The 13,843-nt window shown below is 40.7% G+C and carries 14 protein-coding genes and 1 tRNA gene; all 15 read left to right on the top strand.

Features of this window, described 5'->3' with window-relative positions; all coding sequences use genetic code 11:
* Positions 1 to 9: 9 nt before the first annotated feature.
* The 15 genes from IEV52_RS21075 to IEV52_RS21005 all read left to right on the top strand — a co-directional run bounded on the left by IEV52_RS21075 (position 10) and on the right by IEV52_RS21005 (position 13,534).
* Complete coding sequence (locus IEV52_RS21075; protein ID WP_188404529.1) at positions 10 to 960, top strand: ribose-phosphate diphosphokinase; 951 nt, start codon at positions 10 to 12, stop codon at positions 958 to 960.
* A gap of 113 nt (positions 961 to 1,073) precedes the next feature.
* The gene (locus tag IEV52_RS21070) at positions 1,074 to 1,736 is read left to right on the top strand and encodes a 50S ribosomal protein L25/general stress protein Ctc (protein WP_188404528.1); all 663 of its coding nucleotides are present in this window, start codon (positions 1,074 to 1,076) and stop codon (positions 1,734 to 1,736) included.
* A 99-nt stretch (positions 1,737 to 1,835) separates the two neighbouring features.
* Positions 1,836 to 2,396 (top strand): aminoacyl-tRNA hydrolase, encoded by a 561-nt coding sequence (gene pth, locus IEV52_RS21065; RefSeq protein ID WP_188404527.1) that lies wholly within the window; start codon positions 1,836 to 1,838, stop codon positions 2,394 to 2,396.
* Positions 2,397 to 2,460: 64 nt separating this feature from the next.
* Complete coding sequence (gene fin / locus IEV52_RS21060) at positions 2,461 to 2,691, top strand: anti-sigma-F factor Fin (protein ID WP_188404526.1); 231 nt, start codon at positions 2,461 to 2,463, stop codon at positions 2,689 to 2,691.
* 102 nt (positions 2,692 to 2,793) lie between these two features.
* The gene (gene mfd, locus IEV52_RS21055; RefSeq protein WP_188404525.1) at positions 2,794 to 6,333 is read left to right on the top strand and encodes a transcription-repair coupling factor; all 3,540 of its coding nucleotides are present in this window, start codon (positions 2,794 to 2,796) and stop codon (positions 6,331 to 6,333) included.
* A gap of 143 nt (positions 6,334 to 6,476) precedes the next feature.
* The gene (gene spoVT / locus IEV52_RS21050; protein WP_188404552.1) at positions 6,477 to 7,013 is read left to right on the top strand and encodes a stage V sporulation protein T; all 537 of its coding nucleotides are present in this window, start codon (positions 6,477 to 6,479) and stop codon (positions 7,011 to 7,013) included.
* A 255-nt stretch (positions 7,014 to 7,268) separates the two neighbouring features.
* Complete coding sequence (locus IEV52_RS21045; protein ID WP_188404524.1) at positions 7,269 to 8,852, top strand: putative polysaccharide biosynthesis protein; 1,584 nt, start codon at positions 7,269 to 7,271, stop codon at positions 8,850 to 8,852.
* On the top strand, positions 8,852 to 10,294 hold the full coding sequence (gene yabN / locus IEV52_RS21040) for a bifunctional methyltransferase/pyrophosphohydrolase YabN (protein WP_188404523.1): 1,443 nt from the start codon (positions 8,852 to 8,854) through the stop codon (positions 10,292 to 10,294). Before IEV52_RS21045 ends, yabN begins: the two co-directional genes overlap by 1 nt.
* Before the next feature lie 128 nt (positions 10,295 to 10,422).
* A complete protein-coding gene (locus IEV52_RS21035; RefSeq protein ID WP_188404522.1) occupies positions 10,423 to 10,695 on the top strand; it encodes an HU family DNA-binding protein in 273 nt (90 codons plus the stop codon).
* A 2-nt stretch (positions 10,696 to 10,697) separates the two neighbouring features.
* Complete coding sequence (locus IEV52_RS21030) at positions 10,698 to 10,964, top strand: RNA-binding S4 domain-containing protein (protein WP_188404521.1); 267 nt, start codon at positions 10,698 to 10,700, stop codon at positions 10,962 to 10,964.
* A 493-nt stretch (positions 10,965 to 11,457) separates the two neighbouring features.
* Positions 11,458 to 11,766: a sporulation protein YabP gene (gene yabP, locus IEV52_RS21025; protein ID WP_188404520.1), complete on the top strand. Its 309-nt coding sequence runs from the start codon at positions 11,458 to 11,460 to the stop codon at positions 11,764 to 11,766.
* Complete coding sequence (yabQ, locus tag IEV52_RS21020; protein ID WP_188404519.1) at positions 11,763 to 12,362, top strand: spore cortex biosynthesis protein YabQ; 600 nt, start codon at positions 11,763 to 11,765, stop codon at positions 12,360 to 12,362. Before yabP ends, yabQ begins: the two co-directional genes overlap by 4 nt.
* 20 nt (positions 12,363 to 12,382) lie before the next feature.
* Complete coding sequence (locus IEV52_RS21015) at positions 12,383 to 12,742, top strand: FtsB family cell division protein (protein ID WP_188404518.1); 360 nt, start codon at positions 12,383 to 12,385, stop codon at positions 12,740 to 12,742.
* Between the two features lie 91 nt (positions 12,743 to 12,833).
* The gene (locus IEV52_RS21010) at positions 12,834 to 13,274 is read left to right on the top strand and encodes a S1 domain-containing RNA-binding protein (protein ID WP_188404517.1); all 441 of its coding nucleotides are present in this window, start codon (positions 12,834 to 12,836) and stop codon (positions 13,272 to 13,274) included.
* A 183-nt stretch (positions 13,275 to 13,457) separates the two neighbouring features.
* A tRNA-Met gene (locus IEV52_RS21005) sits at positions 13,458 to 13,534 on the top strand.
* Positions 13,535 to 13,843 lie beyond the last annotated feature (309 nt).

Here is a 13,843-nt window from a genome sequence, read left to right as displayed (position 1 = left end):
GAGCCATCAATGAGTACGTATGTAGATCCTACATTGAAAGTTTTCACGTTAAATTCTAATAAGGAATTATCTAAGGAGATTGCTCAGCACATTGGAATTGAACTTGGAGAAAGTTCAGTAACAAAGTTTAGCGATGGAGAAATTCAAATTAATATTGAAGAAAGTATTCGCGGCTGCGAAGTATACGTTATTCAATCTACGAGTGACCCTGTTAACCAGCACTTGATGGAACTATTAATCATGATCGATGCTCTTAAGCGTGCATCTGCAAAAACAATTAATGTTGTAATGCCTTACTATGGCTATGCACGTCAAGACCGTAAAGCTCGTGCCCGTGAACCGATCACAGCTAAGCTAGTGGCCAACTTATTAGAAACTGCTGGAGCAACACGTGTGATTGCAATCGATCTTCATGCGACTCAAATTCAAGGCTTCTTTGACATCCCGGTTGACCAATTGCTAGGTGTTCCTATCTTAGCAAATTATTTTGCAAATAAAGAACTAGATGATATTGTTATTGTTTCACCTGACCATGGCGGTGTAACAAGAGCGCGTAAGATGGCAGACCGTCTTAAGGCGCCGATTGCGATTATTGATAAGCGCCGTCCTCGCCCGAATGTTTCTGAAGTTATGAACATTGTTGGTAACATTGAAGGAAAGACAGCGATCCTAATCGACGATATCATTGATACAGCTGGCACGATTACATTGGCTGCCAATGCACTTGTCGAGAACGGTGCTAAAGAAGTGTATGCTTGTTGTACACACCCTGTTCTTTCAGGACCTGCAATGGATCGTATCCAAAACTCTCAAATTAAGGAGCTTGTTGTTACAAACACAATTGTCCTTCCAGAAGAAAAGAAAATTGATAAAGTGACACAGCTATCTGTAGCTCCTTTATTAGGAGAAGCGATTATTCGTGTTCACGAGCAGCTGTCTGTTTCTAAATTGTTCGATTAAAAACGGTGTGATTGAGAGTTCGTTGCTCAAATAGATTTCTAACTCGCGTTTTAAAATCTTTCAGTTCGGGTAATGCTTTAAAGAGACTCGAAATAGGAAAGGTGGATCTCAATATGGCAACGAATCTTACAGTCGACAAAAGAAATACTGACAAACGTTCTTCATTAACGGAATTAAGAAATAAAGGACATGTTCCTGCTAACCTTTATGGATATGGAACAGAGTCTGTAGCTCTATCTGTGGATGAGCCAGAATTTATTAAGGCGTACAGAGAAGCAGGTAAAAACGGTGTAATCAAATTAAAAGTGGATGGAAAAGACTACTCTGTCATGGTACAGGAAATGCAAGTTCATCCATTAAAAAATGCTGTAACACACATAGACTTTATTGCGATTGATTTAAATAAAGAAACAGAGGCTGAGGTGCCAGTCGTACTGACAGGTGACTCTCTTGGAGTAAAAGAAGGCGGAGTTCTGCAGCGTGTGCTTGCGACAGTGAACGTTAAGGCGCTTCCTTCCGATTTCCCAGAACAACTGGAAGCTTCAGTTGAAGGCCTGAACATCGGTGATTCTTTATATGTTAAGGATTTACCGACTGGCAGTAAATACGAAATCCTTCATCAAGAAGATGATGTGGTTGCAAGTGTAACACCACCAAAAATTCAAGATGACGAAACAGACCCAGATACAGAAGAAGCGGATAAAGTTGGAGATGCTCCAGAGTCCTCTGAATCTGTTACACAGGACAGTCAAGAAGAAGGTAAGAAAGACGAATAGAATAATGCATATAGAACGCAGCGGCTGCTGCGTTTTATTGTGTTTGCAGGAATTGATGTATAATGATTGTAAGACAATTAAAGGTTAGGTGAGCATAAAGTGAAATTGTTTATTGGACTCGGGAATCCTGGGTCGCGTTTTGATGGAACCCGTCATAACATTGGATTTGAAGTGATCGACAAACTTGCCGACTCTCTAAACATTCAGATGCAGCAAACAAAATTTAAAGGCCTGTATGGAACGGGAATCGTTGGTGGAGAAAAGGTATTTATCCTGAAGCCGTTAACGTATATGAACTTATCCGGGGAATGCATCGGTCCGTTTATGGATTACTTTCAAATTCCAGTTGAGGATATTCTAGTTGTTTATGATGATCTCGATACACTTCCAGGAAAACTAAGACTCCGTACAAAAGGGAGCGCTGGAGGACATAACGGAATTAAATCAATGATTGCTCACCTTGGGACACAAGAATTTAAGAGAATACGATTTGGTATTGGCCGCCCCACAAATCAACAGCCCGTCCCTGACTTTGTACTAAATCGTTTTTCAAAAGAAGAACAGATTGATGTCGAAAGTGGTATTGAGCGATCTGTTAAAGCATGTGAAGCCTTTATTGAAACAACGTTTGATAAAGTCATGAATAAGTTTAACGGGTAAAGAATAGATTACACGTGTTCCGCTCATAATGGTTAGTATAATGCTAACCGAAAGGGGACCGTACATGGCTATTCATTACCGGTGCAGGCATTGTAAAACACATGTTGGCACGATAGACCATCATACTGTTGATGCAGCACATCTTGGGTTTGAAGTATTAAGTGCAGAAGAACGGCAGGAATTACTCTCCTATAAAGAGAATGGAGATATAGAAGTTACGACTACATGTGAAGATTGTCAGGACACATTAGAACGCTATCCTGAATATCATACGTTGAAATCTTTTATTCAATAAGGTGTTGCTTTGGCCTTACGTCAATTACGAGGGCCAAAGCCTTTTTCTGTTTAAAATTACAGTTCATATACGAGTACTAGCGCGTGAGAGGGGGAGTAAGTAATGCTCGGATTAAAGAAATATTTTAGTCAGGGAGAAGACTTTAAATCTATCGTGGATGGCATAAACGCAGGACTGAAAGAACAGCTTGTAGCTGGTCTTTCGGGTTCAGCTCGAACCATGCTTATTAGCAGTCTGCATGGGAAGACCGGAAAACCCCAGCTTGTGGTGACCCATAATTTATTCCAAGCACAAAAACTATATGAAGACCTAACTTCTCTTTTATCTGAAGATGAGGTTTATTTATATCCGGTTAATGATTTAATATCGTCAGAGATGGCGATCTCAAGTCCTGAGCTTAAAGGCCAAAGGATTGAGGCGCTAAACTATTTAAGTCATGCTTCTAAAGGTGTGATCATCACACCTGTGGCAGGCTTGCGGAGATATTTGCCGCCGGTTGATATTTGGAAACAAGCGGGTCTTTCTTTTCGGATGGGTGAGGATATCAATCCTGATCAAATCTTAAATAAACTTGTTGCGATGGGATATGAAAGAACGTCCATGGTTCAAACACCTGGAGAATTTAGTGTGCGCGGAGGAATCATCGATATTTATCCGTTAACAGAGAAAAACCCGGTTAGGATTGAACTTTTTGATACAGAAGTAGACTCCATTCGATACTTTGAAGCAGAATCACAACGCTCACAGGACAAGGTAGAAGAAATCACTATTGCACCTGCAGAGGAACTGATTCTATTCGATGAGCACTATGATAAGGCAGCAGACAGAATAGAGGCAAAACTTGCTGCTACTTTAAAAAACATAAAAGATGATGCACTCAAAGAAACACTCGTTGAGAATATCAGCTATGAAACAGGCCGTCTGCGTGAACATCAGCAGTTTCAAAGTATGTATAAATACGCTTCACTCTTTTATGATAACCCTGCAAGCCTTCTAAATTATATTTCATCTGACAGTTTAATTATCATGGATGAAATCGGACGCATTCAGGAAACGAGCCAGCAGCTCGATAAAGAAGAAGCAGAGTGGCAAACTGCTCTGCTCGAACATGGAGAACTTGTTCAAGATCTGACGATATCCCCAGATACAAGCAACATTCTAGGTGACAAAAAGGCGTTTCCGATCATTTATCTATCCTTGTTCTTAAGGCATGTTCAGCACACGCAGCCTCAAAATATTCTAAATGTAGAATGTAAGAGCATGCAGAACTTCCATGGACAGATGAACGTCTTAAAAGGCGAGATGGACCGATGGAAAAAACTAGGTTTTGCGATTGTCTTCGTTGCGATGAACAAGGAGCGGGCAAACCGGCTGGAACGTGTTCTTGCAGACTATGAGATGGATGCGGGTATCATTGATAAAGATCAGGATATCAAACCGAAAACAAGTCAGATCCTGCTTGGTGACCTTGGAAGCGGATTTGAATCAGTTAAACAAAAACTCGTCGTCATCACTGAAGAAGAGGTATTTACTAAAAAAGCAAAACGTCCTGCTAGAAAACAGCGAATGACAAACGCAGAACGGATTAAGAGTTATTCCGAACTCAAGGTAGGCGATTATGTCGTTCACGTGAATCACGGGATCGGTAAATACTTAGGCATTGAGACACTGGAAATCAAAGGTGTTCATAAAGATTACCTGCATATTAAATACTCGGGAAACGATAAGCTCTATGTGCCAGTAGAACAGATCGATCAAGTACAAAAATATGTGGGATCAGAAGGCAAAGAGCCTAAGATCTATTCACTTGGCGGCAGCGATTGGAAGAAGGTAAAGAGCAGAGTTAAGTCTTCTGTTCAGGATATTGCAGATGATTTAATCAAGCTTTATGCAGAGCGCGAAGCAAGCAGAGGCTACGCATTTGCTGAGGACGGAGCGGAACAGAGCGAGTTTGAGGGAAGTTTCCCTTATCAGGAGACAGACGATCAATTGCGAGCGATTGAAGAGATCAAAAAAGATATGGAAAGCATCCGTCCAATGGATCGCCTCCTTTGTGGAGATGTTGGATATGGGAAGACAGAAGTAGCAATTCGTGCAGCTTTTAAAGCAATCATGGATGGGAAGCAGGTAGCATTTCTTGTTCCTACCACAATCCTTGCACAACAACACTATGAAACGTTCCGTGAACGCTTTTCTGAGTTTCCAATCAGCATCGGCAGCTTAAGCCGGTTTCGATCAAAAAAAGAACAAAACGAAGTACTCAGGGGATTAAAAGCAGGTACGGTGGATATTGCGATAGGTACACACCGTTTACTTTCAAAAGATGTTCAATACAAGGATCTAGGTTTATTGATCATTGATGAAGAGCAGCGTTTTGGTGTAACGCATAAAGAAAAGATCAAGACGCTAAAATCAAACGTGGATGTACTCACGTTAACAGCAACGCCTATACCGCGTACTCTGCATATGTCAATGCTAGGTGTACGTGATCTGTCCGTTATTGAGACGCCGCCTGAGAACCGATTCCCAGTGCAGACCTATGTAATGGATTACAACGGCTCCCTCGTCCGTGAAGCAATTGAACGAGAAATGGGCAGGGGGGGACAGGTCTATTTCTTATATAACCGTGTTGATTCGATAGAACGTATGGCAGAGCAGATCTCCATGCTTGTACCTGACTGCCGTGTGGCTTATGCACATGGCCAGATGTCTGAGAACGAGCTCGAAAGCGTCATGCTGGAATTCTTAGAAGGGAACTTCGATGTATTGGTTTCGACCACGATCATCGAGACGGGCGTCGATATTCCAAACGTTAATACTCTTATCGTCTATGACGCTGATAAGATGGGTCTTTCTCAGCTTTATCAGCTTAGAGGGCGCGTGGGACGTTCGAATCGTGTTGCCTACGCTTATTTCACTTACCAGCGAGACAAAGTTTTAACAGAAGTAGCAGAAAAACGTCTTCAAGCTATCAAAGAATTTACAGAGTTAGGGTCGGGCTTTAAAATTGCGATGCGTGACCTTTCTATTCGAGGAGCGGGTAACCTGCTTGGTGCTCAGCAGCATGGATTTATTGATTCAGTAGGTTTTGATCTCTATTCACAAATGCTTGAAGAAGCGATACAAGAAAGAAAAGGAACCAAACCAAAAGAAGTTGAAGAAGATGTGGAACTTAACGTTGAAGTTGATGCGTATATTCCAACAAGCTATATAGGTGACGAAAAGCAAAAGATTGAAATGTATAAACATGTTCGTGCAGCGAAAGCACTGAAAGATATTTCAGATCTGCAGGAAGAATTTATCGATCGTTTTGGAGATTATCCAGTAGAAGTTGAATGTTTGCTTCTTGCAGCCGGAATTAAACTTCGCGCAAAACGTGAGGGTGTTAGATCAATTGAACAGAAACAAGATACGGTTATGATGCTGCTTAATGAAAAGGCAACGGCATCCTTAGATGGAGCTAAGATGTTTGACATTGCCAACAAAATTGGGAGACATGTAAACCTAGGCATGCAGAACAATTTAATGAAAGTAGTTATAAACCGTAAGCGTCTTAAAGACTTGGAGCTGTTAAAGCAAATCGATCTTTTCCTAAAAGAAATAAAGCATGCTAGGAAAGAAAAGACAGTAAATACTCCGTAAAATTTATTAACCCCTCTTTTTGTGTATAGAACAGCAGATGTAACAAATAATAAACCTAGAAAATGGAACATTCTTTCAGAGAAGGAACCATTTTGTTGTTACATCAGGATTCATCATCATCCGAAAGAGAGGGCATTATTTATATGAAAGCGACAGGTATCGTTCGCCGTATTGATGACCTTGGGCGTGTTGTTATCCCAAAGGAAATCCGCAGAACACTTCGGATTCGTGAGGGAGACCCGCTTGAGATTTTTGTAGACAGAGATGGAGAAGTCATCTTAAAAAAATACTCTCCGATCAATGAGTTAGGTGATTTTGCGAAGGAGTATGCAGAAAGCCTTGCTGATAGTACTGGTCATGTTGTTTTAATCGCTGACCGTGATACATATATTGCGGTAGCTGGCGGATCCAAAAAAGATTATCACAATAAGAGCATCGGTAAAGTAGTGGAAGCCTCCATGAGTGACCGGAAGACGCTGGTTGAATCCAACGGAACCGACGCCGAGCTGATCGATGGGATAAAAGAAAGCACATCCCATGTTATTGCACCAATCATTGCAGGCGGAGACCCAATTGGAGCAGTTGTCATGATTGGAAAAGAAGGAAAAAAGCTCTCAGAACTAGAGCAGAAGCTTGCTGAAACAGCTGCTGGATTTTTAGCCAGACAGATGGAGCAATAGAGAAAGGGCCATATGCTCTTTCTTTTTTTGTTTTTTGGCTGATTGATAAGCGTCGCATCTCTTCATCAGCGACGAGCAAAACTTGTACGAAAACTGTGAGCTGTACCGAGAATCTGCAGGTGCAGTGTGTATGCCTTCGGGTAATTTTTTAAGTTATGGTATAATACCTTGAATTCATGAAGAGCGTGTCGACATGTGTCGTCCCGGGAAATAAGTTTGTTAGTAACGTGACTACATAGTATTGAGGGTTATACCATGAAAAAAAAGTCTTCTGTGTGGGAAGGTGCTTTGCTGCTGACCGCAGCAGCACTTATAGTGAAATTATTAAGTGCAGTCTACCGAATTCCCTATCAAAATATGACGGGTGATTTCGGTTTTTATGTATTTCAACAGGCTTACCCGTTTTATGCGATTGCAGCTGCAATTGCCTTTACAGGTTTTCCTATGGCATTGTCAAAAATGATCGTCTCAGAAAAAAACAATAATGATCACCTTATTAAAACGTCTGTATGGACATCCTTTTGGCTTGGAGTTTTTTCGTTCTTTTCCTTATTTATAACAGCCCCTTTCATCGCGCACTGGATGGGGGATGACAGCCTCTATCTGCCGATTAGAGTGATCTCAGTCCTGTTTTTATTCATTCCTCTTTCTGCTTTTTTTAGGGGTATTTATCAAGGATACGGAGATATGCAGCTAACTGCCGTTTCACAATTGATTGAACAGACTATACGAGTTTCAGGCATATTATTGTTATCCTATTACTTTGTTTCAAAAGGATTTTCAAGCTATGAGACAGGTGCTGCTGCCCTATCCGGGTCAGTTGTCGGTGCTCTGGCTTCCGGTTTATTTCTTTTATCCTTTTGGAAAAAGGGGTTTGCGAGTTCATATAATAAACGTGCAAAGATTAGGTTTTTATATGCAGCCGAACTTCTTAAATCAAGTATCTACCTTTCTTTAAGTGCACTCATCCTCGCTCTTATGCAGCTTGTCGATGCCTTTCTTTTTGTAAATGTATGGGTAGAAAGTGGAATGAAAGATTACGATGCAAGGCTGCTAAAAGGAGTTTTTGATCGTGGACAGCCCCTCCTTCAGCTGGGAACTATAGCTGCAGCTTCTGTAGCCCTTGCCGTTGTTCCAGAGATGGCATCATTAGTAACAGAAAAGAAAAAAACGGAGATCCAGTCCCTTGCCAAACTTTCTACGAAGATCTCTGTTGTTTTTGGAGGAGCGGCTGCCGTAGGACTGATCTGTATTATGAAAAACCTTAATATAATGCTTTTTAAAAATGAAGAAGGTTCCCTAGCCCTCGCCATTCTTTGTGTTTCCATTCTTTTTGTATCTATTATCTATACGGCTACCGGGCTTTTACAAGGCATTGGCCACGGTCGATTTGCTGCTATTTCAATTTTATTAGCTGTTATTGTGAAGGTTACCGGAAACCTTTTATTGATACCGTTTATGGGAATGGAGGGCGCTGCACTGTCAACTGTATCTGCAACGCTTATTGCAGCGGTTGTTCAACTGATAAAGCTTCAGCAATCAACTCATTTTTTAAGTGGTGCCAATACGTCTAAACTTCTTTCTTACATTTTATCCTTGGGGCTTATGGCAGTTGGAGTTTCGTTATGGGTATTTGTTGCAGAGATCGTTCTGTTTACCGGCGACACTCGTTTCCAGGCGATGTTGATCAGCGTCAGCTCATCTTTAATAGGTGCAGCCATCTATCTAATTAGTATCATGAAGCTAAAGATATTTTCTAAAGCAGAATGGGAATCTGTGTTTCATTCCGTTAGTTTTGTGAGCAAACTGTTTAAACGTCTAAAAAAAAGGAGACCATGATGACAAAAAGAATAACAATTATCGGGTTAGGCGCTGGTAATTTAGACCAGATGACATTGGGTATCTATAGAATGCTTGGATCCTCTGAAACAGTATATGTACGCACGGTGCATCACCCTGCCATAGAAGAGCTTGCCGAACAAGGAAAGAACTTTATTGCCTTTGATGCTATTTATGAAAAGCATGATCAGTTTGAACCGGTTTATGAGGAGATTGCAGAAACGCTTTTTCAAGCAGCTGAAAAGGAAGGCCACGTTATTTATGCTGTTCCGGGTCATCCATTAGTCGCGGAACAAGCCGTTCAGATTCTGCTGCACCAAGCTGAGAGCAGGGGTATTGAAGTTGCAGTTGCTGGCGGGAAAAGTTTTCTTGACGAAATGTATACTTCTCTAAAAATTGATCCTATTGAAGGCTGCCAGATCCTTGATGGAACTGCTCTAGTTGCAGATGAGATCCAGATTCGCCATCATCTTGTTATCGTACAAGTCTATGATGCGTTTATTGCATCTGAAGTGAAGCTGACACTGATGGAAAAATACCCAGACGATTATGAAGTTGTGGTTGTTACGGCAGCTGGCAGTACGGATGAATCCATAAAAAAAGTTCCGCTCCATGAGTTAGACCAGACAGTGACGTTAAACAACTTAACCGCGGTTTATGTTCCTCCTGTTAAAGAAGAGGAGCTTCTGTATCGAGACTTTTCGTTTTTAAGAAACGTGATCGCTAGGCTAAGAGGGCCCGGCGGATGCCCGTGGGATCAAAAACAGACCCATGCAACGTTAAAGAAGTACTTAATTGAAGAAGCGTATGAAGTTTTTGAAGCGATTGACGAAGAAGATGATGAGGCTCTTGCTGAGGAACTGGGTGATGTATTGCTTCAAGTCCTTCTTCACTCACAGATCGGAGAAGAGGAAGGGTTCTTTGCCATAGATGATGTTATCGCCGTTTTAACAGAGAAGATGATTCGTCGGCATCCGCATGTGTTTGGTGATGTTTCAGCAGAGGACGCAGATGAAGTTGTAGCCAACTGGGAAGCTATTAAAGCAAAAGAATCAGGAAAAGAAAATAGAGAGTCACTTCTAGACGGAGTGCCAAAAGGACTCCCAGCTGTTCAGAAAGCATTTCTTTATCAGAAAAAAGCGGCAAAGGTGGGCTTTGACTGGAAAGAAGCAGGACCTGTTTTTGATAAGATTCTAGAAGAATTAAAAGAGTTTCAGGAAGCAGAAGGCGATGAACAGCAAAAGGAACTGGGAGATCTGTTATTTTCAGTGATAAACCTAGCGCGGTTTTATAAGATAGATCCAGAAGAAGCCCTCAACGCAACGAACCAAAAGTTTAAAAAGCGCTTTAACTATATTGAGAATGCGTTAAAGGAAAAAAGCCTTTCATTTGAGGATGTAACCTTAGAAGAAATGGACCGTCTGTGGGACGAGGCAAAATAATTTTTTTTTCTACAAAGAAGGATTATAGTGAAAAATAGAGAATATTTTCTCGAGAAATAACAAGAACCCTTAATTATAAGGGGTTTCTGCCGAATTAATGTGGTAGATAAACAAGGAGGTAATTAAAAATGAACAAAAATGAATTGGTAACAAATATCTCAGAAAAATCAGGACTTACAAAGAAAGATGTAGAAACAGTCGTTAATGGCGTAATCGATGAGATCACTGCTGCTCTTAAAGGCGGAGACAAGGTTCAGTTCGTAGGATTCGGAACTTTCGAAACTCGTGAGCGTTCAAGCCGTACAGGCCGCAACCCTCAAACAGGGAAAGAAATTCAAATCCCGGCTGCAACAGTACCGGCATTTAAAGCAGGAAACAAGCTGAAAGAAGCTGTAAAGTAAGCATGCGCCTAGATAAGTTTCTGAAAGTCTCCCGCTTGATCAAACGCAGAACCGTTGCGAAGGAGATTTCAGATCAAGGCCGTATCTCGATTAACGGATTGCAGGCAAAAGCTTCTTCTGATGTGAAAGTAGGGGACGAGCTTACGATTCGTTTTGGCCAAAAGCTTGTGAAGGTTAAAGTCAACGAGCTTAAAGATACGACCAAAAAAGAGGACGCGGATAACATGTATACGGTCCTCGAAGAAAACCGCATCGAAACGACTGAGTAAAGAACCTGAATTTTTCAGGTTCTTTTCCATTTTCAGCAGTTGAACGCTGTTTAATGCGAAATTAATATCAATTTAGGTGCAGTTTTGGAAACAAAACTGTTCTGAATTAAAATAATGAGGTTGATCTAGCACATATAGGCTCTCTAATAAGTACAAACAAGGTGACATATACCTTCGGATGAGAGTCTGAAAACGTTAATTCCAAAAGTTTTAGCTGTAATTCCATAAATTCCGGTATTAATTCCACGAGTTTGTCTAATATATCCACAAAAATTGGAGTTATATCCACGAGTCTACAAATATCGATAGAATGTGTACCGCGGGGCTAACCGGTCGAGGTCACTTTCCTCTTTCCCTGTGACACAAAAAGCGTGTCTTCAGTCAAGAATTAAGTGCTTGTCTTGTCTGAACGGCTGTCTCAGCATTTCGATACAGCTTGTTCTATTCCCCTCACCAGCTTCATACATTTGTATGGAATAGAGGAGGGGAATGTATGGACCAACGATACGATCTTAACGGATATAATCAAAAAGTGAGTACACCAAATCACGATGTAAGGATGATAGGAAGAAAGAGTTTAGAGATCACAGGGGTTAAACAGGTAGAGAGTTTTGATAACGAAGAATTCCTGCTTGAGACGACGATGGGCTTTTTAGCGATTCGCGGGATGAACTTGAAGATGAAGAACCTGGATGTGGAATCAGGTGTTGTGAATATTGAAGGCAAAGTTTTTGACCTCGTTTACCTGGACCAGCAGACCGGTGAAAAGAATAAAGGCTTCTTTGGCAAATTGTTCAAATGACCTTAACCGTTCAGTTTCAAACCATGCTGTCAATGGTTTTCATGGGAATATGGATCGGCATGGCTGTCGATACGTACAGCCGGTTCATCCATGAAAAGCGGAAGTGGCACTGGCTTCATTTTCTAAATGATCTGCTTTTTTGGCTGGTACAGGCTTTGCTGGTCTTTTATGTTCTTCTTCACGTGAATCACGCAGAAATTCGCTTTTATATTTTTATTGCCCTCATTTGTGGTTATGCTGCCTACCGGGCGCTCTTTGATCGAATGTATAAGAAGCTTTTAGAATGGATGGTTAAAGCAGTTGTTTCATTGTATCGTTTTATATACCGTTTACTTAACTCTTTAATCGTTATGCCGATAAAATGGTTAATTATGCTCATTACGGCCATTCTTTTATACCTATTTAATATTTTGCGTAAACTTGTTATGGTCATATTTATGATTCTTTTCTCTCCTTTTAAGTGGGTGGGACGGCTTATATGGCGTTTCATTCCTAAGCAAAAATGGTATAATTTAAAGGAGAAATATTTCAAACTTGCAGGGTTTTTGAAATCGGCGAAGAATAAAGTCAGCAATTGGAAGGGAAAAAAGAAGTAAAGGAGGGGAACAGCGAACAAATGCGCCAAAAGAAAATAACAGAGATTCACTCACATTACATCCAGAATAAAGAACGCCATGAGAAGGTGATCGCTAAACGTAAGCGCGGTTTGTACAGGCGCTTAACGGGGGCTTTTATCGTATTTTCCTTTTTTGCTTTTTTAATTATAACGGGTATTGCAGAACAGCTTTCCCTTTTAAATGAAAAACAATTGGAACAAAAAGAGCTTAGTGATGAATATAAAGCTCTTTTAGAAGAAAAGGCACAACTTAAAGATGAAGTGAATAAACTAAAAGACGAAGAATACATTGGAGAAATCGCCAGACGCGACTTTTTTATGTCAAAGCCCGGTGAAACAATCTTTAAACTTCCAGAATAAAGCATTAAGCGTTGATTGACACGCAGATTTTTTCGATTGTATAATAAGTATTGATATCTTTTGAGATTTTTTAAGGAGGAGCATTTTTTGCATGTCAATTGAAGTAGGCAGCAAGTTGCAAGGGAAAGTTACTGGGATTACTCATTTTGGAGCGTTTGTTGAGCTGCCAGGGGGTACAACAGGACTTGTGCATATTAGCGAAGTTGCGGATAATTACGTAAAGGACATCAACGAATTTCTTAAAGTTGGTGATCAAGTCGAAGTAAAGGTTATGAGCATCGAAAAGGACGGTAAGATCGGTCTGTCTATTAAGAAAGCAAAAGAAAATGCTGCTTCTGCTAGACCAGCCCCTTCTAGAGGCGGATTTAACAAAAACCGCAAAGGTCCTAACCGAGGTGGAAACAACCATTCTACTGCATTATCTTTTGAGGATAAGATGAATAAGTTCCTTAAAGATAGTGAAGACCGACTCACTACTTTAAAGCGTAGTACTGAATCAAAAAGAGGTGGCCGCGGCGGCCGAAGAGGATAATTGTTGCATTTTTAATGCTCATTCATCTATATATGGCAAGCATCCTGATCGTAGGATGCTTTTTGTTTGTCCAAAACAGCAACCGTAAAAATCGAGGCGAAAAACATTTTCGACAAAATTTTAAAGAAACCGTTGACAGTATGGTAGGATTCTTGTAATATACTACTTGTGTCTTTTACAAATGGCGGTGTAGCTCAGCTGGCTAGAGCGTACGGTTCATACCCGTGAGGTCGTGGGTTCGACTCCCTCCGCCGCTACCATTTTTAATTTGGCATCTACATATAAACCTTCAAAGAGTACCCATGCAGGGTGCTCTTTTTTATTTCAATTCAAAAAAATCCCCTTTAAAGGTATTCGTTTTTTATTTTTCTTCATAATTCTTCTTTATTTCTTTATATTCCAAGGCGTCTTTTTCATTTTTATACGAATGGTGTCCCCTTTTGCTCTTCTATCGTGAAATGGTGGGGAAGTCCGTCGAGAAGTTTTTTGAGATAACATTGCTCTTTTGACAAAATCTTTGTTCTAAACCTGTTTATAATGGTTACACAAATTGGAAACGGGTGGTGTGT

The organism is Fictibacillus barbaricus (genome assembly GCF_014635025.1).
In the GTDB taxonomy this organism is placed as follows: Bacteria; Bacillota; Bacilli; order Bacillales; family Fictibacillaceae; genus Fictibacillus; species Fictibacillus barbaricus.
This window is presented reverse-complemented; position numbering and strand designations above follow the sequence as displayed.

Excerpts from the sequence above, each read along its gene's own strand:
- IEV52_RS21010 (WP_188404517.1), top strand. The coding sequence starts at position 12,834 with ATGTCAATTGAAGTAGGCAGCAAGTTGCAAGGGAAAGTTACTGGGATT.
- fin (WP_188404526.1), top strand. The coding sequence starts at position 2,461 with ATGGCTATTCATTACCGGTGCAGGCATTGTAAAACACATGTTGGCACG.
- IEV52_RS21015 (WP_188404518.1), top strand. The coding sequence starts at position 12,383 with ATGCGCCAAAAGAAAATAACAGAGATTCACTCACATTACATCCAGAAT.
- IEV52_RS21070 (WP_188404528.1), top strand. The coding sequence starts at position 1,074 with ATGGCAACGAATCTTACAGTCGACAAAAGAAATACTGACAAACGTTCT.
- mfd (WP_188404525.1), top strand. The coding sequence starts at position 2,794 with ATGCTCGGATTAAAGAAATATTTTAGTCAGGGAGAAGACTTTAAATCT.
- IEV52_RS21045 (WP_188404524.1), top strand. The coding sequence starts at position 7,269 with ATGAAAAAAAAGTCTTCTGTGTGGGAAGGTGCTTTGCTGCTGACCGCA.
- spoVT (WP_188404552.1), top strand. The coding sequence starts at position 6,477 with ATGAAAGCGACAGGTATCGTTCGCCGTATTGATGACCTTGGGCGTGTT.
- IEV52_RS21035 (WP_188404522.1), top strand. The coding sequence starts at position 10,423 with ATGAACAAAAATGAATTGGTAACAAATATCTCAGAAAAATCAGGACTT.
- IEV52_RS21030 (WP_188404521.1), top strand. The coding sequence starts at position 10,698 with ATGCGCCTAGATAAGTTTCTGAAAGTCTCCCGCTTGATCAAACGCAGA.
- IEV52_RS21075 (WP_188404529.1), top strand. The coding sequence starts at position 10 with ATGAGTACGTATGTAGATCCTACATTGAAAGTTTTCACGTTAAATTCT.
- yabN (WP_188404523.1), top strand. The coding sequence starts at position 8,852 with ATGACAAAAAGAATAACAATTATCGGGTTAGGCGCTGGTAATTTAGAC.
- yabP (WP_188404520.1), top strand. The coding sequence starts at position 11,458 with ATGGACCAACGATACGATCTTAACGGATATAATCAAAAAGTGAGTACA.
- yabQ (WP_188404519.1), top strand. The coding sequence starts at position 11,763 with ATGACCTTAACCGTTCAGTTTCAAACCATGCTGTCAATGGTTTTCATG.